Annotated in this window: 29 protein-coding genes; 12 read left to right on the top strand and 17 right to left on the bottom strand. The window is 63.3% G+C overall.

Features of this window, described 5'->3' with window-relative positions:
- Positions 1-148: 148 nt before the first annotated feature.
- The 6 genes from KBZ22_RS06980 to KBZ22_RS06955 form a co-directional block, all read right to left on the bottom strand.
- Positions 149-667 carry a type II secretion system protein J gene (locus tag KBZ22_RS06980; protein WP_255021503.1) on the bottom strand — a complete coding sequence of 173 codons (519 nt, stop codon included), beginning with the start codon at positions 665-667 and terminating at the stop codon, positions 149-151.
- A gap of 9 nt (positions 668-676) precedes the next feature.
- Positions 677-1,246, bottom strand: a complete 570-nt coding sequence (locus KBZ22_RS06975) for a Tfp pilus assembly protein FimT/FimU (protein WP_255021502.1) — start codon at positions 1,244-1,246, stop codon at positions 677-679.
- Positions 1,243-1,791, bottom strand: coding sequence for a type II secretion system protein (locus tag KBZ22_RS06970; RefSeq protein WP_255021501.1), 549 nt, complete (start codon positions 1,789-1,791; stop codon positions 1,243-1,245). Before KBZ22_RS06970 ends, KBZ22_RS06975 begins: the two co-directional genes overlap by 4 nt.
- Positions 1,788-3,161, bottom strand: coding sequence for a hypothetical protein (locus tag KBZ22_RS06965; RefSeq protein ID WP_255021500.1), 1,374 nt, complete (start codon positions 3,159-3,161; stop codon positions 1,788-1,790). The genes KBZ22_RS06970 and KBZ22_RS06965 overlap by 4 nt, the downstream gene beginning before the upstream one ends.
- The gene (locus KBZ22_RS06960) at positions 3,158-3,466 is read right to left on the bottom strand and encodes a hypothetical protein (protein WP_255021499.1); all 309 of its coding nucleotides are present in this window, start codon (positions 3,464-3,466) and stop codon (positions 3,158-3,160) included. Before KBZ22_RS06960 ends, KBZ22_RS06965 begins: the two co-directional genes overlap by 4 nt.
- A gap of 607 nt (positions 3,467-4,073) precedes the next feature.
- A complete protein-coding gene (locus KBZ22_RS06955; RefSeq protein WP_255021498.1) occupies positions 4,074-4,514 on the bottom strand; it encodes a prepilin-type N-terminal cleavage/methylation domain-containing protein in 441 nt (146 codons plus the stop codon).
- A 105-nt stretch (positions 4,515-4,619) separates the two neighbouring features.
- On the opposite strand from KBZ22_RS06955, the gene KBZ22_RS06950 reads away from it, so the two are divergent.
- Genes KBZ22_RS06950 through KBZ22_RS06940 form a run of 3 tightly spaced genes read left to right on the top strand, consistent with a single transcriptional unit; the run spans position 4,620 to position 7,012 of the window.
- The gene (locus tag KBZ22_RS06950; RefSeq protein WP_255021497.1) at positions 4,620-5,969 is read left to right on the top strand and encodes a sensor histidine kinase KdpD; all 1,350 of its coding nucleotides are present in this window, start codon (positions 4,620-4,622) and stop codon (positions 5,967-5,969) included.
- A gap of 42 nt (positions 5,970-6,011) precedes the next feature.
- Positions 6,012-6,428 (top strand): ParD-like family protein, encoded by a 417-nt coding sequence (locus tag KBZ22_RS06945; RefSeq protein WP_255021496.1) that lies wholly within the window; start codon positions 6,012-6,014, stop codon positions 6,426-6,428.
- Positions 6,425-7,012 (top strand): zeta toxin family protein, encoded by a 588-nt coding sequence (locus KBZ22_RS06940; protein WP_255021495.1) that lies wholly within the window; start codon positions 6,425-6,427, stop codon positions 7,010-7,012. The genes KBZ22_RS06945 and KBZ22_RS06940 overlap by 4 nt, the downstream gene beginning before the upstream one ends.
- Before the next feature lie 9 nt (positions 7,013-7,021).
- Here the strand turns inward: KBZ22_RS06940 and KBZ22_RS06935 are convergent, their stop codons facing one another.
- The 5 genes from KBZ22_RS06935 to KBZ22_RS06915 form a co-directional block, all read right to left on the bottom strand.
- Positions 7,022-7,720, bottom strand: a complete 699-nt coding sequence (locus tag KBZ22_RS06935) for a response regulator transcription factor (protein ID WP_255021494.1) — start codon at positions 7,718-7,720, stop codon at positions 7,022-7,024.
- A gap of 119 nt (positions 7,721-7,839) precedes the next feature.
- On the bottom strand, positions 7,840-8,295 hold the full coding sequence (locus tag KBZ22_RS06930; protein ID WP_255021493.1) for a TA system VapC family ribonuclease toxin: 456 nt from the start codon (positions 8,293-8,295) through the stop codon (positions 7,840-7,842).
- Complete coding sequence (locus tag KBZ22_RS06925; protein WP_255021492.1) at positions 8,292-8,540, bottom strand: CopG family transcriptional regulator; 249 nt, start codon at positions 8,538-8,540, stop codon at positions 8,292-8,294. The genes KBZ22_RS06930 and KBZ22_RS06925 overlap by 4 nt, the downstream gene beginning before the upstream one ends.
- 51 nt (positions 8,541-8,591) lie before the next feature.
- Positions 8,592-8,927: a type II toxin-antitoxin system PemK/MazF family toxin gene (locus KBZ22_RS06920; RefSeq protein ID WP_255021491.1), complete on the bottom strand. Its 336-nt coding sequence runs from the start codon at positions 8,925-8,927 to the stop codon at positions 8,592-8,594.
- A complete protein-coding gene (locus KBZ22_RS06915; protein ID WP_255021490.1) occupies positions 8,924-9,148 on the bottom strand; it encodes an AbrB/MazE/SpoVT family DNA-binding domain-containing protein in 225 nt (74 codons plus the stop codon). The genes KBZ22_RS06920 and KBZ22_RS06915 overlap by 4 nt, the downstream gene beginning before the upstream one ends.
- Positions 9,149-9,306: 158 nt before the next feature.
- Here KBZ22_RS06915 and KBZ22_RS06910 point away from each other — a divergent pair, with 158 nt between their 5' ends.
- From KBZ22_RS06910 to KBZ22_RS06900, 3 genes are read left to right on the top strand one after another with little or no spacing between them, the layout of a single operon-like run.
- Entirely contained in the window at positions 9,307-9,606 is a 300-nt protein-coding gene (locus tag KBZ22_RS06910; RefSeq protein ID WP_255021489.1) for a hypothetical protein, read from the top strand.
- A complete protein-coding gene (locus KBZ22_RS06905) occupies positions 9,587-10,042 on the top strand; it encodes a TA system VapC family ribonuclease toxin (protein WP_255021488.1) in 456 nt (151 codons plus the stop codon). Before KBZ22_RS06910 ends, KBZ22_RS06905 begins: the two co-directional genes overlap by 20 nt.
- A 17-nt stretch (positions 10,043-10,059) precedes the next feature.
- Positions 10,060-10,923, top strand: coding sequence for an ABC transporter permease (locus KBZ22_RS06900; protein WP_255021487.1), 864 nt, complete (start codon positions 10,060-10,062; stop codon positions 10,921-10,923).
- 53 nt (positions 10,924-10,976) lie between these two features.
- Here the strand turns inward: KBZ22_RS06900 and KBZ22_RS06895 are convergent, their stop codons facing one another.
- The gene (locus KBZ22_RS06895) at positions 10,977-12,095 is read right to left on the bottom strand and encodes an ATP-binding protein (protein ID WP_255021486.1); all 1,119 of its coding nucleotides are present in this window, start codon (positions 12,093-12,095) and stop codon (positions 10,977-10,979) included.
- Between the two features lie 45 nt (positions 12,096-12,140).
- Positions 12,141-12,317, bottom strand: a complete 177-nt coding sequence (locus KBZ22_RS06890) for a hypothetical protein (protein WP_255021485.1) — start codon at positions 12,315-12,317, stop codon at positions 12,141-12,143.
- A 53-nt stretch (positions 12,318-12,370) separates the two neighbouring features.
- Between KBZ22_RS06890 and KBZ22_RS06885 the strand changes: the two genes are divergently transcribed.
- On the top strand, positions 12,371-12,583 hold the full coding sequence (locus KBZ22_RS06885) for a hypothetical protein (RefSeq protein ID WP_254960048.1): 213 nt from the start codon (positions 12,371-12,373) through the stop codon (positions 12,581-12,583).
- A gap of 21 nt (positions 12,584-12,604) precedes the next feature.
- Here the strand turns inward: KBZ22_RS06885 and KBZ22_RS06880 are convergent, their stop codons facing one another.
- Positions 12,605-13,300 (bottom strand): TrmH family RNA methyltransferase, encoded by a 696-nt coding sequence (locus tag KBZ22_RS06880; RefSeq protein WP_254993190.1) that lies wholly within the window; start codon positions 13,298-13,300, stop codon positions 12,605-12,607.
- Positions 13,301-13,479: 179 nt separating this feature from the next.
- On the opposite strand from KBZ22_RS06880, the gene KBZ22_RS06875 reads away from it, so the two are divergent.
- Positions 13,480-13,842, top strand: coding sequence for an MGMT family protein (locus KBZ22_RS06875; RefSeq protein ID WP_254960050.1), 363 nt, complete (start codon positions 13,480-13,482; stop codon positions 13,840-13,842).
- Between the two features lie 132 nt (positions 13,843-13,974).
- Positions 13,975-15,318 (top strand): 16S rRNA (cytosine(967)-C(5))-methyltransferase, encoded by a 1,344-nt coding sequence (locus KBZ22_RS06870; RefSeq protein WP_255021517.1) that lies wholly within the window; start codon positions 13,975-13,977, stop codon positions 15,316-15,318.
- Here the strand turns inward: KBZ22_RS06870 and KBZ22_RS06865 are convergent.
- The 3 genes from KBZ22_RS06865 to KBZ22_RS06855 are packed head-to-tail and all read right to left on the bottom strand — an operon-like array spanning position 15,315 to position 18,638.
- Complete coding sequence (locus tag KBZ22_RS06865; RefSeq protein ID WP_241518161.1) at positions 15,315-17,429, bottom strand: transglycosylase domain-containing protein; 2,115 nt, start codon at positions 17,427-17,429, stop codon at positions 15,315-15,317. The two genes, KBZ22_RS06870 and KBZ22_RS06865, sit on opposite strands and share 4 nt — an antisense overlap.
- 1 nt (position 17,430) lies before the next feature.
- A complete protein-coding gene (chlG, locus tag KBZ22_RS06860; protein WP_106502158.1) occupies positions 17,431-18,411 on the bottom strand; it encodes a chlorophyll synthase ChlG in 981 nt (326 codons plus the stop codon).
- An 11-nt stretch (positions 18,412-18,422) separates the two neighbouring features.
- Positions 18,423-18,638: a DUF2862 domain-containing protein gene (locus tag KBZ22_RS06855; RefSeq protein ID WP_106502159.1), complete on the bottom strand. Its 216-nt coding sequence runs from the start codon at positions 18,636-18,638 to the stop codon at positions 18,423-18,425.
- 57 nt (positions 18,639-18,695) lie between these two features.
- Here KBZ22_RS06855 and hisF point away from each other — a divergent pair, with 57 nt between their 5' ends.
- Genes hisF through ubiE form a run of 3 tightly spaced genes read left to right on the top strand, consistent with a single transcriptional unit; the run spans position 18,696 to position 20,502 of the window.
- Entirely contained in the window at positions 18,696-19,481 is a 786-nt protein-coding gene (gene hisF / locus KBZ22_RS06850; protein ID WP_106502160.1) for an imidazole glycerol phosphate synthase subunit HisF, read from the top strand.
- Positions 19,482-19,526: 45 nt separating this feature from the next.
- A complete protein-coding gene (locus KBZ22_RS06845) occupies positions 19,527-19,811 on the top strand; it encodes a hypothetical protein (RefSeq protein ID WP_241518162.1) in 285 nt (94 codons plus the stop codon).
- Entirely contained in the window at positions 19,798-20,502 is a 705-nt protein-coding gene (ubiE, locus tag KBZ22_RS06840; protein WP_106502162.1) for a bifunctional demethylmenaquinone methyltransferase/2-methoxy-6-polyprenyl-1,4-benzoquinol methylase UbiE, read from the top strand. The genes KBZ22_RS06845 and ubiE overlap by 14 nt, the downstream gene beginning before the upstream one ends.
- Positions 20,503-20,510 lie beyond the last annotated feature (8 nt).

The raw sequence follows: 20,510 nt of genomic DNA, 5'->3' as shown, positions 1-20,510 counted from the left end.
AATCTGTTGAACGGTGAGAGGAGCAGGCATGGCCCGGTGCCCTGCGCATGGCAACCGGATTCAGCTGAACTCCTCCAGAGCGGTCAACCTGTTTGGCGCGACCCCTCAACCAGATTGTCGTCGGACAATCACTACTGGTTCATGGTTTTCACACACCTTCCGTGATCGAGCGCACGCGGCACTGGGCGCCGTCGGGACTAGCAGTTTTATAGATAACGCCGTTTGAATCCTGCACGCTGATTCGATAGGTCGGTTGACGGGCATTGCTGGTGTCCACATCAAAGTCGACTACGCCTCGCACCACCAAGGCATCGCTGGCGCTGGAATCCACCAATCGTCCTTGGGCGTTTATGGGTGGTCCGTTGCGGATTAGCTCACCACTAATAACTTCGTAGCGAATCGGTGCGGTCATTCCTGGCACATCAAGCACTAGGGCGCTGCCCTCAGTACGTGCTTGCTCAGCTTGCTGGATTTCGTGGTTAATTAGAAATTGCACCCGGCCGCATTGGTCCTGCAGGCGTAGCAGGGCGGTCAGCCGGCTGCTGGTACGTATGTGGGTAAGCATCATGGTGATGGCGCCGCTTAGGATCACGCCGCCGATCGCCAGCACCACAAGTAGCTCCACCAGGGTTATGCCTGCGGTGCGGAGTTGGCGGCGGATAGGCATGGCTTCTGCTCAGATGCGGTCGCTGGCGGTGTCGCAGTGGCCGGCGTTGAGGCGGCCCACCTGGATAAGGCCCATCAGGCCCTCTAGCTGCACGCAGCGCTGCGGATCCTGGCCATCAGCCAGCGACACCTCAATCACGATCGGCGCATTGGCTGCCGGCGCTGGAAACAGGGTGCCAGCCGGGGTGAATACAAAGCTGCCTGCGGTGGTTACCACCTGGAAGCGCTGGCTGGTGCCGAGACTGGGAATGACAAGCGGCTGGCTGCTGCGGCAGTTGTTGGCGATTGGCGAGGCGGCGGCAACAGAGTCGGCATCGGTTGCACCCACATCTGCTCCTTGGGCCAGTACGGCACCAGCGGCCAGGGTGCCATCGAAAAGTGTCACTTGGCAGCTGCTGCCCTTTAGGGCAGCGCGGCGCACCGATTCGAGCCAGCCGGCTAGCTCCACCACCACGGCATTCACCTGCTCTCGGCGCCAGTCGCGTATGCCTGCGTCGATAACTAGGCCTGAGAGCACGCTCAGAATTGCCACCACCACCAGCACTTCCGTGAGGCTGATGCCTGGATTGGGGCGCTTCATGGGCACCAGGCCGCCACGGTGGGCATTAGCTGCACCTGGCGCAGCACGCGGCCATCGGTGCTGCTCCAGCGCACTAAGTAGCGCTGAGGTGGTGTGGAGGAGGGCGAGCCAGTGCTGCTGAGATCAGTACTCGCAAGGCGGGTGATCTCGGAGCTAGTGAGCTTTGGGGTGCTGTTGATGTCGCTAATCAGGTTGTCCGCTAGCCCAACTGCGCAGAGCTGACGAAACGTGGGCGTGTGAGCTGGGTCGTCAGGATTGGCGGGCACGTATTGGTTCTGTTTTGGCGGATTGCCGCCGGTTTGCACGCTGCAGGGGATAGTTGCGCAGGTGTAGCGGTCGTTGTGATCGCGGATCACCGCTAATTCATTGCTGATCGCAAATTGCTGTTCAAGGGTTTGGCTGATGGCTCTGGCCTGGCTAGTGGCCTGGTTGAACAGGTAGGTGCCGCCCATTGAGGCGATCGCCATCACTACAGCAGCCACCAGCAACTCCACCAGGCTGAAGCCGGAGTTGCGTTGTGGCTGAGCTCGATGGGATTGGATCATTTGCCGTACCAACGGAAGCCTTCGACCGCCCGTGCCACCCAGTCGAACACCAGAGGATTGGTAGCGCTGGTGGTGGCGTTGTCTGGCGGTACTCCGTGGCCGGCGAGACCCATGGCCTGGGCAACCCCGGAGCCTGGCACCACCCAGGCGACGCTGCCGTTTGAGGTGATTCGGTTGGCCCACAGCACGCCGCTGTAGCCAGAGCCACCACTGATTGTCACTGTGCCTTGGGGAAACCAGGCAAACAGATTGAGACTGCTGACCCCACCTGCCAGGGAAACCACCTGGGTGCCGCAGCTGGGGCAGCCGAATAGGGATAGATCGGTGATTTTCGCGCCCCCGGCATGTTCCAGTGTTTTGCCGCCGCCGCTGCTAATTGCTGTGCCTGAATTGGGGAAGTAAAGCCGTAGGGGGCGAACACCTGTGCCGATCACTTTTATGTTGAAAGTGCTGTAATCAAGCGTGTCCAGCACGCAGTGCAATTCTTCTCTGCCATCGCCATCGCTGTCATGGGTTTTGCAGTAGTTGTGGTTGGTAGTGCTGCTCATGTCTACAGCGGCATTAAACACTACGGTGCTGGTATCTGAGGCTTTGCAATTCGGCACGATCGTGCTGCTTAAGTTTGCGGCGTTGATTACATCACTGCTGTGGCAAGTTGCAAAGGCCAGGGGAGTGTCTTTGATTGCTGCAGATAGGGAGCCCCCAACACGGGCGATGCTTCCCACGCCGGTAGGGGCTGGTGCGGGCACTTGCGGCACAGGATTTAGATCCACTGCCGCCACCTGCAAGGTGTAGGGAGTGGAGGTGGGATCGAAGTCGCAATCGGGAGTGGAGTCGGCAATGCAAATCAGCGGATTCACTGGTTTTGAATTACTTCCTCCTGTTTCGATCGTGGTAATGCCATTGATCTTGATGTAACCAGTGTTGTTCTCTGCGGCACCGCCAAGAAAGCCCCAGTTGGATGCGATGCAAACGCTGGCCCCATCACTGTCTAGGCCGTAGTTCACATTGCCGTGGGCTCCCCCGAAGGGCACGCCACAGCACTTGGGAACGAGTTGCAGCTCCTCTTCCAGGCGCACACTGCTGAGGGTCTGGCCATTGCGCAGGGCCGAGCCCTCCACTGCGAGCACCACCTTGCCTCGGCCCGTGGGCTGAAATATGCGCAGTAGGGGGTTGCCGTCAACGCCTGCGAGGGGCTGGCGTTTCACCCACAGCAGCTGATATGCCTTGGTGGCCTGACTGGGGTTGGTCACCACCTGGCCGTTGGCATTCAGCAGCACCCGGTTGTATGGGGCATTAGCGGCGTAGCCGAGGCTGGCGTTGCTTTCCAGATCGGGCCTGCCGCTTGTGCCGCCTAGGCAGGGATTCACCGATGCAGCTGCATCCGCCCCGGTCCAGCGGTAGCTGGCGGGGTCGTTATCGCTGGTTTTTTTGCCAGTAGGCCGCGGTTTTGGGGCCGGTTGAGCTCGCCCACGATGCGGGTGACCCCAGTTTCAGCCGCATCGCGCGCATCGCTGCTGTCGCGCTGAAAGGCGGCACTGATCACGCCATCACTGGCACGATCGGCCAGCATCAGGCCGCCCAGCAGCACCATCAGCGAGGCCACCAACACCAGGGGGAGGGAGAAGCCTCCTTCTGGGGGCGCGCTGTTGGGGTGGCGGGGGGGGACTTTCACCCTGGGGATCGGGGGATGTCTTGTTTCAGGGTATACAGAGAATTTGGGATTGGTATTGGTAGTGGTGGAAAACTTGATTTGCCCGAAGTTGGATAGCTGCTTTGCGACTTAGGCAGCTCTGTTGGCTGCATCGACATCGTAAAAGCTGCAGCCGCAACCCCATTTTTTGGCGATCAGACTGCTCCCATTGGAGAGCTAAGCATTGCCAAGGCTGTAATTTCAAGATTTAGTTGTACTTCAAAGCCGCTAAAAAGGAGGAATGTATTAACGGCAGAAAGTTTGCGGGCGCGCTGTTGAATTTATTAGCATTTGAACGGGGAAGTTTACAGCTCAAGGCTTCTCGGCTCCCTGTTGGCCGGAGACTTATTAAATGCTAAATAATGATAATTGACCATTAAAGCTCGAGATGTTTTCTGATGATAAAAATTTGTTTGTACTGGAATCGGTGGGTGACCCAAAGAAAAGGCCTGCCTGAAGGGGGCGGCAGGCAGGCCGTGAATGCGACAGAATGCTGATTGATAGTGCGTATGATTAGAAAATTAATTTTCGAAAAAATTGAACTAGCTTAGTAATATCAAGGCAAGGCAGAGGATGGTTGATTCAGCGCTTATAATTTTGCTGCTGGTGTGGTTAATCTTGTTGAGCCGTTGGCAAAAACTGTTGCTACGGCTTCAGTGGCGATGCCATCAATGGCAACTGCAGTGAACACGCTATCTACGCCGGAGGCACACGTTCCGGTCGCTGCGTTTGACGCTGTGGTTTCGGTGTTGAAGGCGGTTATTTCCGCTGCAACACCAGACACAAGCACTGCTGCGCATGCACGGGCTGCTGACAAGGCATTTGCATTAGATGCACTAATCTTTGCTTTGTCCTGCTGGTTTAGGAAAGCAGGCAGGGCTATCGAAGTCAGGACGCCAATGATAATTACCACAATCAGCAGCTCAATCAACGTGAAGCCGGCTTGCAGCTTGCTGCGCTTCTTGGAGCTCTGGAGCCGCTGGAATAGGGCGCGTTGGGTCAGAAGCTTGGATTGGAGGCTGGAGATCATGGAAAAGCTCGTTTGCTGGTTACAGATTTAACTATTGCGCTGTTTTGCGGCCGTGCCAACAGAGGCAAACTGAGCAGAATCTGAGGATTGTCTGAATGGCGTGCCATGCCCCGCTGGACTGTGCGGATTTCGCTCCTGCGGCTTTGGCTACAGAGCACATCGCTGCTCGCGGTGCTGGCCGGCTACAGCCTGCTGCTGCTTTTCAACCAGCAGTTGGCCGGCCTGCACCGCAACGCAGCCCACCGCCAGCTGGCTGAGCAACTCGCCGCTGAGCTCAGTAGCCGGGCCAGCGAACGCCGCCAGCTCCAGCCCCTGCTGGAGGCCGCCCTGCTGCCGGGCTGGCGCCTCCAGCTGCTGCAGCCTTGGGGAAGTCGTGCTTCAGGGCTAACGGCGATGCCTGCGCTGGAGAGCCGTGGCGGCCAGGAGTGGCTGTTGAGCCAGGTGCCGCTCGCTCTCTCCGATGGCAGTCGCGCGCAGCTGTTGGTGGAGCAAAACGTGACTTCTTCAGTGCAGCAGGAGCGCCTGGCCTTCTGGCTGCTGGTGGTGGCGGCGGGGGTGTCGAGCCTGTTCACCAGTGGCCTGCTGCGGCTGGTGTTGCAGCGCGGCCTGGTGCAGCCCCTGCAGGAATTCACAAATCAGCTCTCCGCCACCCAGGCGCCGCCGTTGGCCTCCGACCAGATCCCCGTGGCCGAGCAGCCCGAGGAGCTGCAGCCCATCGCCCTTGCCTTCAACGACCTGCAGCAGCGCCTATCGGTTTCCTGGGAGCGGCAGCGTTCCTTTGTAGATGGCGTGGCCCATGAGCTGCGCACGCCGATCACCCTGATCTCCGGCCATGCCCAGCGCTTGCTGCGCCAGCCGGGTCTTGAGACCACAGCGCCCTCGCTGCGGCTGATTCAGCAGGAGGCCATGCGCATGGGCAGCCTCGTGAGCAACCTGCTTGATCTGGCCCGCCAGGATTCCGGCCGCCTGCAGTTGCGGCGGCAGCCGATCTTGGCAGATGAGGCCATAGTGCAGGCCTATGAGCGGCTGGCATCCAGCAGCGGCTGGCGCTTGCACCTAGACACGCCAGCGGCGGAGCTGCCAGTGGCGATGGGGGATCCGGAGCGGCTGCAGGAGTGCCTGGCCGCCCTGATCGAAAATGCCCTCCACTACAGCCCCACGCCGCTGCCGGTCAGCCTTGCTGCCGATCAGCAGGGCGATTCCCTGGTGCTGCATGTGTGTGACCAAGGCCCCGGTGTGGAAGCTGGCGAGCGCGAGGCGATCTTTGAACGTTTCGCCCGCGGCAGCGCCTCCATTAATTCCAGCAACCGCGGCAGTGGCATCGGCCTGGCCGTGGTGCGGCTTTTGATGGAGGCGATGGGTGGCTCGGTGCAGGTGGCTGATGCCCCCGGCGGCGGCGCTGATTTTCAGCTGCATCTACCCCTGGCTAGGCCTTTGGCGGTGGTCAGCGCGTAGCAGATTGCTACGATCCAAATTGTTCTTTGGGTGAGCTGGGCCATGGCGAAATCCCCGTCCCCGGTGCGCCTGCAAGAGGAGCTGATGCAAAGCGCCACCCAGGCAGGTGCCCGGCACCATCGCAGCGCCGCCGAGCAGATCGAATACTGGGCAGCGCTCGGCCGGCAGGTTTCTCGCTTTGTTGACCCCGACAGCTTGCTGGATGTGCAAGCTGGGCTGGCGCGGCTGCATGTGGAGCCGGTTGTGGCTCAGCCCGTGGCGCCAGAAGCGGTATTCACTGCCATTGAAAGGGCAAGGCAGAGCGGGGAGCTGCCCCACTTGGTGAGTCATGCCGCCGTCCGCTACCAGGCTTCTGCAATTCAGCCCGGAGCGCTGGAGCGCATTGCAGCAGATGGCAGCCGCAGTACCGGCAGCTTTTGCAACGGCATCTTCATTCCCTGTGATCCGGAGCCGGGTTGAGCGAGCGCGTCGTTTCTGGCAAACAGCTATGGCTGCTGGTGGGCGGTAATGGCGCCGGCAAAAGCACCTTTCATCGGCTGTTCCTAGAGCCCCTGGGTCTTCCCTTTGTGAATGCCGACAACCTCGCCAAACTCATCGCGCCGGATACACCGGAAGCCCATGGGCTTGAGGCGGCGCTCTTGGCTGAGCAGCAGCGCGAATTATTGCTGCTGAGGGGTTTTAGTTTCTGCTTTGAAACGGTCTATTCCCATCCTTCCAAGGTCGATTTTGTTGCCCGCGCCAAGGCACTGGGTTGCGAGGTGATCTTGGTGCTGATTCATCTCAACAACGCCTCCCTGAATCAGGCACGGATCGCCCAGAGAATCTCAGAGGGTGGTCATCATGTTCCGGCTGAAAAGGTGATCAGCCGCATTCCCCGTCTGTTGAACAATGTCCAGGTCTCCTTGCCCCTTTGCGATCAAGTGCGGCTTGTTGATAATTCCTCCGCCGATCATCCGTTTTTGCCTGTATCCACGATCATCGCTGGCGTTGAGCAGCGCCACCAAGATCCACTCCCGGCTTGGGCACAGGATCTGATTGGCTGAGCGAGCTGCTCAAGCCTTTGGCGGAGCCTCCTTCAGCATGAAGCCCACGCCGCGGACGGTCTGAATCAGGGTTGGCCGGTCTTCTCGCTCCAGCTTGCGGCGCAGCGCTCGGATATACACATCGAGCACGTTGTCGTCGCCAACCCATTGCTCGCCCCACACCGCGTTGAGGATCTCTTGGCGGCTATGCACCTGATTGGGCTGGCGCAGTAGTAGGTGCAACAGCTCAAATTCCCGGCCGGTGAGGCTGATGCTTTCGGCGCCCCGACTCACCTCCCGGCTGGCTGGGGTGAGCTGCAGATCCGCCAATTGCAGTGTCTCAGGCTCGCTGCTGGCTTTGCTGGCGCTGCGCAGCCGTGCCCGCACTCGGGCCAGCAGCTCCTCGATCGAAAAGGGCTTGGTGAGGTAGTCGTCGGCGCCGGCATCGAGCGCCTCCACTCGTTCGCGCACGTCATCGCGGGCGGTGAGCATCAGCACCGGGGTCTGGTCGTCGCTGCCCCGCAAGCGCCTGCAGATCTCCACACCGCTGAAATCCGGTAGGGTCCAATCGAGCAGCAGCAGGTCCCAGCGGCTCTCCCGCAGCTGCATCAGCGCCTGCTGGCCGCTGGCCGCCTCCGTGCAGGCGTAGCCCTCGATCTCCAGCTCGGTGCGCAGAAAGACCCGCAGCTCCGGGTCGTCGTCGACGATCAGTAGGCGGGCACTGGGCATGGGCAGAGGTTAGGGGGCGCCCAGCTGCTGGTCAGTTCAATCAGGGGCAAGGCCTGCCAATCCTGGCGTTGAATCCTGCCAATGCTGCGATTGGATCGAACGATTGGCAGGATTGGTGGCTAGGAGCCTGCGGCTTCTGTGCCAATCAGCTCGAGAGCGCCCTGCCCGCCTGCCACGGCAACGGTGGTGAGGCGTTGGTCGAGGCTGGCCAGCACCCCTCCCTGTTGCACCGCCAGAGCTAGGAGATAGGTGTCGGTGATCTGGCCCGAGTCCACCAGGGCCCGGGGGTTGACATGGCTAAGGCCCAGCAGGCTCGGGGCGTCTGCCCAGAACCGGTGCTGCGGATGGCCAACCAGCTCCTCCAGGATCCGGCTCACCACCGCCGGCGATCCCGGGGAATTCGGGTAGCGGGGATGTCCCACGATGCGCAGGACTGCGTTCTGGGTGATCACACAACTGGCCCAGGGAGCTTCGCCCCGGCTGGAAAACCAGCGGTGGCAGCTCTCGTGGTGCACATGCCTTGGGTCGATCAAGGCAATCAGCACATTGGCATCGAGCAGGGCAACAGGGATCACTCCCCGTCCTCCCGCAGGCTGTTGACGAGCTCAAGATCCACGGGGCCTCCGCTGGTTTGCAGGGGCAGCAACGGAAACCCATTGCGCTGCTCCGGCGGCGGGCTGCCGGGATCTGCTGGCCCTGGGGTGGTTAGGGCGCGGCGTAGCAATTCGCTGATCACGTTCCCGATGGGTTGGCGCTGTTCGCGAGCCAGCACCCGTGCTGCTGAGAGCACGTCGTCATCCAGCCGCAGGGTGGTGCGCATCTGGTGTGAGGCATCAATCATCAACCTTAGCCGCGAGCGTCAGCGTCGTTCTCAGTCCACCAGTTGGTGCAGCTGGGCGGCGACCCCATCGAGATCGGGCGGGGCCAGGTGTCCCAGGGTCTTCAGGATCAGGCGTTCATCCAGCGTGAATACCTTGAAGCGCACCAGGCAGGGCTGGGGCAGGCCGGCGGCCTGGTGGTTCTGGATCGTCCAATCCAGGGGCCACGCGGATTGCTTGGCCGACGTCACCATCGCCAGCAGCACGTGGCCTGAGGCGCGCTGGAAGTCGGGTGAAGACAGCACCACCGCCGGGCGCCGCTTCTGGGTGGCGCGATCCGTGAAGGGGAACGGCACCAGAACCAGTGAATGACGTTCAAACGGCTTCATAGCCCTGCGAAGGCTTCCTCATCCGTTGGGCTGCTCCACTCCTGAAGGCTGGCATCGAGGCTTCGTAGGTAGGCCAGGTCGAGCGGAGCAATTGCCCGCACGCGGACCGAGCCATCCTCCACCTCCCAGCTGAGTTGATCCCCTTGCCGGAGCCCCAGGGCTTCACGCACCGCCTTGGGTACGGTCACTTGCCCCTTGGCCGTAAAGGTTGCGACCTCCATCACCCTCTCACCAATGGCCTTGGTATCCCACCCTAGGGCGGAGGCCTCCTTTCGGTAAGGAAGCCTTTCGGCTCGCATGGTCAACTGGGCATGGTCAACTGGGCATGCTTGCTGGCATGCCAGTAAGCTGGCTTTTGTGGCTGCTGAGGGCGTCGACCGTGAAAACCACCATCGATTTGCCAGACACGCTGCTGCGTCAGGCCAGGCAGCGCGCCCTGCATGAAGGTCGCCCCTTTAAAGACCTGGTCGCCGAGTTCATTCGCCAGGGATTGAGCCAGGTGGGTGCCAAGCCAGCAACCCGGCCAGGCAGTCCCCTTGAGTTGGCGGCCGATGGCCTGCCGGTGTTCCGCCGCGATTCCGCTGTGGCGCAGCAAATTCCCTCGCTGCAGGAGCTTCTGGAGCTCGAGCACACCACCCTGGCGGCGGAGGACCAGCAGCGTGCCGGCTTCCCTGGTTGACACCAACGTGTGGTTGGCCGCCACCTTTGAAGGCCATCCCTGTCATCAGCGCGCCCGCCAGGAGCTCTTGGCTGCCACACCCGCAGACCCTTGGCTGTGGTGTCGGGCCACGCAGCAGAGTTTTCTGCGACTAGCCAGCACGGCTGCAGTGTTTCGCTCGTGCGGTGTGGAACGAGCTACCAATGCCGATGCCATGGCAGCACTGGAGCAGTGGTTAGCGCTTCGGCAGGTGGCCTTTGTGGAGGAGCCGCCCGGGGTGATGGCCCACTGGGCCAGGTTGGCCGCTGTCGATCAGGTGGCCCCCAAGCTCTGGATGGATGCCTATCTGGCTGCCGTGGCCATTGCGGGCGGCTGGAGTTTGATCAGCTTCGATCGCGATTTCCGCAGCTTTCAGCCCCAGGGATTGGATCTGTGCCTGTTGCCGCCCGCCGCCTAGCTGCGTAAGGTCGCGCCATGCTCCTATCGCTGCGCCGCGCCCCCAGCCTCTCGGCCCGCATGGCCCGTTGGGGGTTGGTGATCGTGGTGGCCTACGCCTTGGTGGCCCTGCTCACGCCGCTGCTGGTGCATGCCGGCTGGCTGGCCGATCCCAACGCCGGCTTGCAAAATCCGATCTACGCCCAGCCCTCGCTGAGCCACTGGTGCGGCACCGATCGTTTGGGCCGCGACGTGTGCGTTCGCACCCTTGCCGGCAGTGGCGTGGCCCTGCAGGTGGTGCTGCTGGCCCTGGTGATCGCCCTGCTGATCGGTGTGCCGCTGGGCATGGTGAGTGGCTACTTGGGCGGCTGGGTGGATCGGGTGCTGGTGCTGCTGATGGACACCCTCTACACCCTGCCGGTGCTGCTGCTCTCGGTTGTGCTGGCCTTCCTGCTGGGCCGGGGCCTGCCCAATGCCGCCGCCGCCCTTTGCGTCGTCTACATCCCCCAATACTTCCGAGTGGTGCGCAACCAAACCGCCCAGGTGAAGGCCGAGTTGTTTGTGGAGGCGGCCCAGTCGCTTGGCGCCGGCCCGATCTGGATCCTGCGCCGCTACTTGCTGCGCAATGTGATCACCTCGGTGCCGGTGCTGCTCACCCTCAACGCCGCCGATGCCGTGCTGGTGCTCGGTGGCCTCGGCTTTCTGGGTCTGGGCCTGCCCGAAACCATCCCCGAATGGGGCGGCGACCTGCAGCAGGCCCTCACCGCCGTGCCCACCGGCATCTGGTGGACCGCCCTCTACCCGGGCCTGGCCATGTTTGTGCTGGTGCTGGGGCTTTCGTTTTTAGGTGAAGGGCTCGAGACCTGGCTCAGCGGTGGCAGCGCTCAGCGGACTGGATCTTGAAGTCCAGATCCTGAAGCCCAGATTCTGAAGCCCAGAGCAGAAGCCTTTCTCCTTCAGGGGCGCAGCTGCCTCAGCCAGGCTTCCAGCGGTTCACAGCGGATGCCATCGATCAGCAGCGGTTCTGGGCAAAAGGAGAGCAGCAAGCGCTCTGCCTCCGGGTAGTCCTCGCCGAAGGCCCGCAGCGCCTTGAGGTCGCTCCGATCGATGCGCCTGCTGTGTTTCACCTCGATTGCCATAAACAGGTCTGGGCCATACACAACGAAATCCACCTCCAATCCAGATCGGGTGCGCCAGAAGCTGAGTTGGGCCCCTCCTGGCCGCAGCTGGCAGAGCGCCCGCAGGTGCTGTGCCACCAGGGATTCCAGAGCGATGCCGCCAATCTCTTCCGGTGCATCAAGCGGGCCGCGGGGCCTGAGGGAGCGAAAAACTCCGGCATCGAAGCAGAAAAACTTCTGGTGCTGCACCAGCTGCCGCTGGGCCCGCCGTTGAAACACCGGCAGCCGAAAGCTGATCAACAGATCCTCAAGAATTCCCAGATAGCTTTCAGCCCTTTTGCGGGGTATCTCGGCTTCCCGGGCCAGGTTTGCCAGGTTTAGTAATGAGCCCTGCGAAAAGCTGATCACTTCTAAAAACCTTGCGAAATCGCCGATCTGACGCACCAGGGCTTCTGCCTGCACCTCTTCCTGCAGATACAGCGAGGCATAGGCCGCCAGGGTGGCCTGGGGGTCCACTGCCTGCCACACGAGTGGCACTAGTCCGTTGGTCTGGGCCCGCATCAGATCAAAATCCTCGCCGAGCTCAGCAGCCATGAAGGGCCCCATGTGCACTGCCACCAGCCGCCCGCCCAGCAGGTTGGCAGCCCCGTGGCGCAGCTTGCGAGCACTTGAACCGGTGAGCACAAAACGCAGATCACGCCGCTGCTCCACCAGGGCATGCACCACGTCGAGCAACTGGGGGGCCTTCTGGATTTCGTCGATCACCACCGTGTGCGCTGTCTTGCCAGCGGCAGCGATTAATTCGGCCAGCCGCTCCGGCCGGGCCTGGTAGGCCCTCAGTACATCCGGTGCCAGCAGATCCAGCCGCAGGGCTTCGGGAAACACCTGTGCCAGCCAGGTCGACTTGCCGGTGCCGCGGGGGCCAAAAAGGAAGAAGCTGCCAGGAGGTGGCTGCAAAAATCGCCGCACTGCCGCCATATACGCAGCCAAAATGGAGTTTTGCTAGCCATTTTGCACGGGATCTAGGCGTTTGCTCGCTTGTTTCTTGATGCTCCCGGGCTTGGCGTTGATCTGCCGCTCGCCGCTGAGCCGCGCGGCCTTGGGCTCCAGGATCGTCATCTTTTCGCCCACCTCCCCGATCGAAGCCGGAATCTGCAAACTTGCAGGGCTAGGGGACACGGCCTGCAAGTGGCGCCCCACAATGGGAACGTCCCGTCACCCTGTGGATAGCCATGCCCTGGTGGTTGGATCTGCTTCTGCTCTCTGCAGCGACGGCGCTTTGGTGCAGCGGCAACGCCAATGACGACGACGTTTGGAGCCTGTTCCAGAAGTTTCTCGCTGCCGTTGCCCTGGCGGTGGTGCTGCTGGGCGGCCGCCAGATTTTCCTGGAGCTGCTGGCCCTCGGCTTGGCCCTGTGGCTGCCCAGTGCCCGCAGATATCAGTAGCCCAGCATCAGTAGCCGGGCTTCAGTGCCTGAGCTTGATCGTGCGGGGCAGGGTTTCGCTGATGGCCCCTTCGGCATCAAGGCTTGGATAGGGGCGGCCTTCGCGCTGGCACCAAGCAGCCACCTCCGGATAGGCCCACTCAAACAGCAGGTTGTCGTAGCGCCCGGCCGGCACCCCTTCGCCGTGGAGTGGCAGCACCCCGGCGGCCTGCCGTTGACGCAGCGCCTCAAATAGCAGCGTGGCGCAGGCCACGCTCACATTCAGTGACTGCACCATGCCGTGCATCGGGATCACGATCGGCTGATCTACCAATGCCGCCGCTTCAGCGCTTAAACCCCACTTCTCCGCCCCCAGCACTAGGGCGCTGGGGCCGGTGAAGTCGCACTGGCGGTAGTCCACCGCTTCCACCGACAGGTGGGTGCCATAGAGCCGAAAGCCCTGGTCCTTGAGTTGGCGCAGCAGGGCCACGCTGGCGCCGTCGCTATGGCGATGCAGCGGCACCCACTTTTCACTGCCCTTAGAGGTGCAATTGAAGGTGGGCGTGCGGCCCGCCAGGCTCACTACATGGGCCTCCAGCACCCCTACTGCATCGCAGCTGCGCAGGATCGCCGAGAGGTTGTGGGGCTTGTCCACGTGCTCAAGCACCACGGTGAGATCGCCCATGCGGCGATCGAGCACGGCCTTGAGCCGCTCAAAGCGGCGGGGCAGCAGGGGCATGGCGTCGGGCTTAGTTGAGGTGCGGAATCACGGGCATCTCCCGAATGCCCAGTCTCCCGAATGACAAGTCGACTGCATGACAAGTCGACCTTCGGCAGTCACTTTTTTGTTTTTAGGCTGGGTTCAACACTCGGTCGCCCAAGCTCAAGCCAGCTTTGCTTCATCCCGCCCGGCGCTCGATGCAAGCTCCCGCCCCCACGTTTGATCAGCGGGTTTACGCCGTCGTTGCCCAGATCCCTTGCGGACAGCTGGCCACCTACGGCCAGATCGCTGAGCTGGTTGGGGTGTGGGGCGCCGCCCGCCAGGTGGGCTGGGCCCTGCGGCGGCTGCCGTTGCCGTCGCCCATTCCCTGGCAGCGGGTGGTGAATGCCCGCGGCCAGATCAGCTTCAACCCCAGCCGTGAAGGCAGCGACTGGATCCAGCGTGAGCTGCTGCTCGCTGAAGGCATCCCCGTAGATGCAGCCGGCCAGCTTCCCCTGGCCCAGCACCGTTGGCGGGCTGGAACTGGAGCTGGGGATGGAGAAGGTGTGTTTATCAATTAGTTCTCCTTAGCTAACTAGCAAAAAACATCCACCTCCCCAGCCGCCTTCCCCGCTACCTTCCCCGCTACCGCCCCCCTCCCGCCACACCCCTGCGCGCTAGTTGTGGAGCCTTGCCCATCGCCGCCCCACTCCCTGGCACTCGCCCCCCCAGCCGAAACCCCCGCGATTGGTCTGGCGCCGCGCCAGCTCGCCTGGCAGGTGTTGTTGGCGGTGGGCGCTGGCGCCTACGCCGATGTGGCGCTCGAGCGGGAGCTGCAGCGCCATCCCCTTGAAGGTGCCGACCGGGCCCTAGCCACTGAACTTGCCTACGGCGCCATCCGCCAGCGGCGCCTGCTCGATGCCTGGCTCGATGCCCTCGGCAAGGTTCCTGCCGCCCGCCAGCCGCCCAAGTTGCGCTGGCTGCTGCACCTGGGTCTCTACCAATTGCTGTTCAGCAGCCGGGTGCCGGCTTCTGCGGCGGTGAGCACCACCGTGGAGCTGGCGAAACGGGGCGGACTCGGCCGGCTGGCGCCGGTGGCCAATGGCCTGCTTAGGGCCTGCGGGCGCCGGCGCGCGGAGGCCGGGCCTGAGCCCTGGCATGGTCTGGGCCCCCTGCCCAGCGATCCCGCCGCCAGCTATGGCCTGCGCCATTCCCTGCCCGCCTGGCTCGCTGAGCTGGCGTTGCAGTGGCCTGATCCCGAGGCCTTCGGCCTTGCCTGCAACCAACCCCCCGCCCTCGACCTACGCCTCAACCTGCTTCGCACCACCCCCGCTGCCGCGCTGGAGGCCTTCACTGCCGCCGGGATCGAGGCGGCCCCCCTTCCGGATCTGCCCGGGGGCCTCACGCTGCTGGGCCGCAGCGGTGAGTTGCGCGCCCTGCCCGGCTACGCCGAGGGCCACTGGTGCGTGCAAGACCGCACTGCCCAGGCGGTGGGTTTGCTGCTCGATCCCCAGCCCGGCGAGCGGATCCTCGATGCCTGCGCCGCCCCCGGTGGCAAGAGCACCCATCTCGCTGAGCTGATGGGCAACGAGGGTGAGGTGTGGGCCGTGGATCGCTCCGAGGGGCGCCTGCGCCGGGTGGGCGTCAATGCCGCCCGCCTTGGCCTGCAGTGCATCCACACCCTGGCCGCCGATGCCACCGCCCTGGCGGCTGAGAAGCCTGAGTGGCTCGGCTGGTTTGATCGCATCCTGCTGGATGCCCCCTGTTCGGGCCTCGGCACCCTGGCCCGCCACGCCGATGCCCGCTGGCGGATCAGCCCTGAATCGATCACCGAGTTGGTGCCCCTGCAGCGGGCCCTGCTGGAATCCCTGCTGCCCCTGCTCAAGCCGGGCGGTCAGCTCGTGTATGCCACCTGCACCGTGCATCCGGCTGAAAATGGCCAGCTGCTCGCTGGCTTCCTTGCCGACCACCCCGGCTGGCAGCTGCAGCAGAGCTGGCAGCGCTGGCCAGCCGCCAGTGGTGGCGACGGCTTTTTTGCCGCCCGGTTGCAGTCCTAAGGGGGTGGTGGTGGCGCCACCACAGGGGGTGGCGGGGCTTCCAGCGGTGGTGGTGGGGCGGGCGCCGGGCTAGGTGCAGCAGGGGGGCTTGGTGTTTGCGGCTGGGGCGCGGCAGGGCTGGCCGGTGCGTCTGGTGTGTAGGGCTGCTCGTTGAGACTGGGGGTGGGATCAAGCTCCAACGGCTGGGGTGCCGGCTCGCGCCAGCTTTCGGTGCTGGCTGCCGGTTCACGGCGGCGCTCAGCTTGCTTCTTATCGCGCCGGTAGGTGTCCTCTAGCTGCGGCTTGGGCGGAAACTGGCGCACTGGCAGGTCCTTGCTGATCGGTGCCATAAAGGCCCGCCAGGCGTAGGTGGCCACCACGCTGGTGTCCCTGGTGGTGCGGCTGTCGTCGTAGCCCAGCCACACCCCAGTGGTGAGCTGGGGAATCGAGCCGATAAACCACAGGTCGCGGCCCCCCTCTGAGGTGCCCGTTTTGCCGGCCACCGGCCGGTCTGGCAGGGCCGCGCCGCCGCCCGTGCCCGACCGCACCGCCTGCTCCAGCATCCACAGCATCAGGGCAGCAATGTCGCTACTGACGGCCCGGCGCCCTTGATCGCCATCTACCCGGCGGCTCCAAAGCAGCTCGCCATCGGGGCCGAGGATCTCCACAAACGGTGTTGGTTTCACGTAGATACCACCGTTATTGATGGCGGCGTAGGCGGCGGTCATGTCCACCACGGTTTGCTCGGTAGCGCCGAGGGCTAGGGGGTAGAAGCGCCCCAGCTCTCGGGTGATGCCGAGGTTCTTGGCCGTTTCAATCACCTTGTCGAAGCCCAGCTCCTGAAGCAGTCCCACCGCCACCGTGTTGAGCGAGTTCTGCAGCGCCATCACCATCGACACCGAACCGAAGTAGCGGTTGCCGAAATTCTTGGGGCAGTAGCCGGCGAAGCAGCGGGCCGAATCGCGGAACACCCGCTCCGGCAGCATCCCCTGCCGCAGGGCCGTGAGATAAACAAACAACTTGAAGGTGGAGCCGGGCGAGCGCAGGGCCTGGGCTGCCCGATTGAACTGGCTGTCCTTGAAGTCGGTGCCACCCACCATCGCCCGCACCAGGCCGGTGCCGGGCTCCATCGCCACCAGAGCGCCCTGCATGCTGCCGGTGGCATAGGTGTTCACCGCCGACTGCGCCTTCTCCTGCCAGGCCAAATTGACGCTGCTGCGCACTGTCAAACCACCCACCTCGAGCTGCTCGGGGCTGAGCACTTTGGGCAGTTCCTGCTGCACCCAGCCGCTGAAGTAGGGGGCTCGGCTGTCCCAGTATTTGGGTTCAGCTGGTTTGAGTTGCAGCGGTGCCGCTTCAGCCTGCTGTTGCTCACTGACGCTGATGAAGCCCGCCTCCACCATGCGGCGCAGCACCACGGCCCGCCGCTCCAGGGCCAGGTCGGGATTCACAAGAGGCGAATAAACCGAGGGAGCTGGTGGCAGCCCTGCGATCAGGGCGGCTTCCGGGAGGGTTAGCTGGTCGGGGGTTTTTGTGAAATACACCCAGGCCGCGTCGGCAACGCCGTAGGCGCTCGAGCCGAGATAAACAACGTTGAGGTATTCGGTGAGGATCTGCGGTTTGCTGAGCTGGCGCTCGAGCTTGCCGGCCAGGGCGGCCTCCTTGAGCTTGCGAATCAGGGTGCGATCCTGGCTCAGAAATACGGTGCGGGCCAGCTGCTGGGTGATCGTGCTGGCCCCCTCCTCCACCGAGCCCTTGCGCAGGTTGCGCACCATGGCCCGGCCGATACCCACCGGGTCAATGCCGTCGTGCTGATAGAAGCGCCGGTCTTCCGCGGCAATAAAAGCCTGCTGCACCAACGCCGGCATCGTTTCGGGCGTCAGCTTTTCGCGAGTAACTGGCCCGATCTTGTGCACCACCTGGCCATCGGCCGAGAGGATGGTGAGGGTGCCTGGGCGGTTGAAGTGGTTGATGCCGCGGGCGTCGGGCAGCAGGCTGTCAAAGCCCGCCACTAGCGCCGCCTGGCCGCAGGCAACGCCACCGCCAATCAGGGCTGCAAGCAGCCCTACTCCCACCAGGTTGGTGCGGCGGGGCTGGGGAGCTCTGCCGGTGGCGGGGGGCTGGCGGTTCACCTCAGCTAACGAGGGTGCTGTGGCCGATTGCCAGGGCAGTCACAAGCATGCCGAGCACCAGGAATGGTTGGGCACTTGCCTGGTATTTGACATCGAAGGCAACTGGATCACGCAGCAGCCAGATGTCCTGGAAGGTGATTTGGGGAATGATTAGCAGCACCAACAACACCGACGCGAAGTGTTGGCCGATGGCGATCAGCACGGCCACCATCGCCAGCTGAAACACATCGATCATGCCGGCGCTGATCCAACTGGCTTTCTCGATACCGAAAGCCACCGGCAGGGATTGCAGGCCCATGGCTCGGTCGCCCTCGACGCTCTTGAAGTCGTTGACCACGGCGATGCCTAGGCCGGCTAAGGAGTAGGCCAGGGTGAGCAGGGCGGTGGTCCAGGTGAGCTGGCCAAAAAGTGCCTGGCCTGCCCACCAGGGCAGGGCGATGTAGCTGGCGCCAAGGGCGTAGTTGCCCAGCCAACCGTTTTGCTTGAGCTTCAGCGGTGGAGCTGAATAGATGAAGCTCACAAAGGAGCCGCCCAGGGCAAGCAGCAGCAGCACCGGTGTGGTGTGACCGGCCCAGAGATCAAGGCCGTAGGCCACTCCTAGCCCTGCTAGCAGCAGGATCCAGATCTGGGCCTTCACCTGGCCTAAAGGAATCGCTCCTGAAGGAATTGGCCGGTAAGGCTCGTTGATCGCGTCGATTTCGCGGTCGTAGTAGTCGTTGATCGTTTGGGTGTAACCGGCCAGGAGGGGCCCGCTCATCAACATGCAGGCGATCGAGGCGCCCACCTCGCTGATGCTCCAGTGGAAATTGCCTGAGGCGGCAGCACCGCACAGCACACCCCAAATCAGGGGTATCCAGGTGACAGGCTTCATCAACTGCAGCCGGATTTTCCAGATGCTGCTGGTGCCGCTGGCACCCTTCATGCCGAGCAGCTGACGGGCGCCGCCGCCGCTGGCTGCTTCGGGATTGGGGCTGTTGCTCAACGGCCTAGGCCTCAGGCGAGGGTGAGTTCGTCGTCAAAAAACCAGGCGACTTCACCATCGCTCAGTTCAACCACCACGCCGATGCCCTTGCCATCCACCGTGCGGAAGCCGGTCACGGTGCCGATGGAGTCAGCCTTTAAGGAATCAACCATTTTGCTCGAGATGCGATCCCGAACCCGGGTGATCCTCACCTTCGAGCCGATGTTGATGGTGGCAGCCTGGGACATGGCCGGCGCGACTGGAAAGTTGCGCAACCTTAACAGTGCCCTACGGAGCTCGAGTCCATGGTTGCCAAGCGGATCATTCCCTGTCTCGACGTGGCCGATGGCCGGGTGGTGAAAGGGGTGAATTTTGTTGGGCTGCGCGATGCCGGTGACCCGGTCGAGCTGGCCTGTCGCTACAGCGCCGCTGGGGCCGATGAGCTGGTTTTCCTCGACATCGCCGCCAGTCATCAGGGCCGCGGCACCCTGGTGGAGCTGGTGCAACGCACCGCTGAGGCGGTCACCATTCCCTTCACCGTGGGCGGTGGCATCAGCAGCGTTGAGGGCATCACAGTCCTGCTGCGCGCCGGCGCCGACAAGGTGAGCCTCAATTCATCAGCCGTGCGCGATCCCGAGCTGGTGGCCCGCGGCGCCGGGCGCTTTGGTTGCCAATGCATCGTGGTGGCGATCGATGCCCGGGCCCGCGCTGGCGGGGGCTGGGATGTGTACGTCAAAGGTGGCCGCGAGAACACGGGCCTCGATGCGGTGGCCTGGGCCCGGCAGGTGGTGGCCCTCGGAGCTGGCGAGATCCTGCTCACCTCGATGGATGGTGATGGCACCCAGGCGGGCTACGCCCTGGAGCTCACCCGCGCCGTGGCCGATGCGGTGCCGGTGCCAGTGATCGCCTCCGGCGGTGCCGGCTGCATCGACCACCTCGCTGAGGCCCTCGATCCCGGTCCGGCGGGTGGCCATGCCTCAGCAGCCCTATTGGCCTCCTTGCTGCACGATGGCATTCTCAGCGTTGAGCAGATCAAGACCGAGCTGCTGCGCCGTGGTTTGCCGATCCGGCCCCTCGCATTGAGTTGTTAAGGCTCGTTACATTGGCTAAAGACCTTCACTTGGTTCGGTCAGCACTTGTTTTCTGCCCTTCCCGTACTCCCATCTACTGCCTCCACCGCAATTGCCCTCGGCATGGTGGCGGCTGTGGTGGCTCTGGTTGCTTGGGCGCTGCAGCTGATGCAGGCCGCCAATGATCGCCGGGAATTTTCGTTGATGCTGGCTGGCTGCATGGTTTGCTCAGCTGCAGTTGGCCTGGCCACCGTGATGGTGCTCACCTTCACCAGCCCCAGCTTTTTGCCTGCTGTGGATGCGGGCATAAGTCTCGATTCGATTGTGTTGCCTTGGGATGGCCAGCTTTAGGCCCGGAGATCCACAGGCGGTTCAGGAGCTGTTTGAGCAGATCGCGCCCCGCTACGACCAGCTCAACGACCTGCTCAGTTTTGGCCTGCATCGCCTCTGGAAACGTCAGGCGATTGCTTGGTTGCAGCCCCAGCCTGGCCAGCATCTTTTAGATCTTTGTTGCGGCACCGGCGATCTGGCCCTAGTGCTGGCTGGCCGGGTGCGGCCGGGTGGAAGCGTGCTCGGCATAGATGCGGCCGCTGCCCCCCTGGCGGTGGCGGCCCGTCGGGCAGCCGCCCAGCCCTGGCTAGCGGTGAGCTGGCAGCAGGGGGATGCCCTGGCCACTGGCTTGGCAAGCGCTAGTTGCGACGGGGCCGTGATCGCCTATGGGCTGCGCAACCTCGCTGATCCAGGGACAGGCCTGCTGGAGTTGCGGCGACTGTTGCGCGACGGCGGCCGCGCCGCAGTGCTTGATTTCAATCGCAGCTCTGGGGCGGTAGAGAGCTTCCAGAGCTTTTATCTACGCCGGTTGGTGGTACCCACCGCCGAGCGGTTCGGCATTCCCGAGCACTACGCCTACCTGGAGGAGAGCCTGCAGCGGTTTCCCACCGGCTCCGAGCAGCAGCAGCTGGCGAGGCGGGCGGGCTTCAGCGAAGTGAGGCATCGGCCCCTGGCTGGTGGCCTGATGGGTCTGCTGGAGCTGGTGGCCTGAGGGGCTGC

The organism is Cyanobium sp. L1E-Cus (genome assembly GCF_024345755.1).
Classification (GTDB): domain Bacteria; phylum Cyanobacteriota; class Cyanobacteriia; order PCC-6307; family Cyanobiaceae; genus Cyanobium_A; species Cyanobium_A usitatum.
This window is presented reverse-complemented; position numbering and strand designations above follow the sequence as displayed.

Coding starts and splice junctions, on each gene's coding strand:
- KBZ22_RS06970 (WP_255021501.1), bottom strand. CDS start 1,791: ATGATCCAATCCCATCGAGCTCAGCCACAACGCAACTCCGGCTTCAGC.
- KBZ22_RS06880 (WP_254993190.1), bottom strand. CDS start 13,300: ATGCCCCTGCTGCCCCGCCGCTTTGAGCGGCTCAAGGCCGTGCTCGAT.
- KBZ22_RS06900 (WP_255021487.1), top strand. CDS start 10,060: ATGCTCCTATCGCTGCGCCGCGCCCCCAGCCTCTCGGCCCGCATGGCC.
- KBZ22_RS06915 (WP_255021490.1), bottom strand. CDS start 9,148: ATGGAGGTCGCAACCTTTACGGCCAAGGGGCAAGTGACCGTACCCAAG.
- KBZ22_RS06935 (WP_255021494.1), bottom strand. CDS start 7,720: ATGCCCAGTGCCCGCCTACTGATCGTCGACGACGACCCGGAGCTGCGG.
- KBZ22_RS06885 (WP_254960048.1), top strand. CDS start 12,371: ATGCCCTGGTGGTTGGATCTGCTTCTGCTCTCTGCAGCGACGGCGCTT.
- KBZ22_RS06980 (WP_255021503.1), bottom strand. CDS start 667: ATGCCTATCCGCCGCCAACTCCGCACCGCAGGCATAACCCTGGTGGAG.
- KBZ22_RS06975 (WP_255021502.1), bottom strand. CDS start 1,246: ATGAAGCGCCCCAATCCAGGCATCAGCCTCACGGAAGTGCTGGTGGTG.
- KBZ22_RS06955 (WP_255021498.1), bottom strand. CDS start 4,514: ATGATCTCCAGCCTCCAATCCAAGCTTCTGACCCAACGCGCCCTATTC.
- ubiE (WP_106502162.1), top strand. CDS start 19,798: ATGGCCAGCTTTAGGCCCGGAGATCCACAGGCGGTTCAGGAGCTGTTT.
- KBZ22_RS06925 (WP_255021492.1), bottom strand. CDS start 8,540: ATGCGCACCACCCTGCGGCTGGATGACGACGTGCTCTCAGCAGCACGG.
- KBZ22_RS06950 (WP_255021497.1), top strand. CDS start 4,620: ATGCCCCGCTGGACTGTGCGGATTTCGCTCCTGCGGCTTTGGCTACAG.
- hisF (WP_106502160.1), top strand. CDS start 18,696: ATGGTTGCCAAGCGGATCATTCCCTGTCTCGACGTGGCCGATGGCCGG.
- KBZ22_RS06855 (WP_106502159.1), bottom strand. CDS start 18,638: ATGTCCCAGGCTGCCACCATCAACATCGGCTCGAAGGTGAGGATCACC.
- KBZ22_RS06945 (WP_255021496.1), top strand. CDS start 6,012: ATGGCGAAATCCCCGTCCCCGGTGCGCCTGCAAGAGGAGCTGATGCAA.
- KBZ22_RS06875 (WP_254960050.1), top strand. CDS start 13,480: ATGCAAGCTCCCGCCCCCACGTTTGATCAGCGGGTTTACGCCGTCGTT.
- KBZ22_RS06920 (WP_255021491.1), bottom strand. CDS start 8,927: ATGAAGCCGTTTGAACGTCATTCACTGGTTCTGGTGCCGTTCCCCTTC.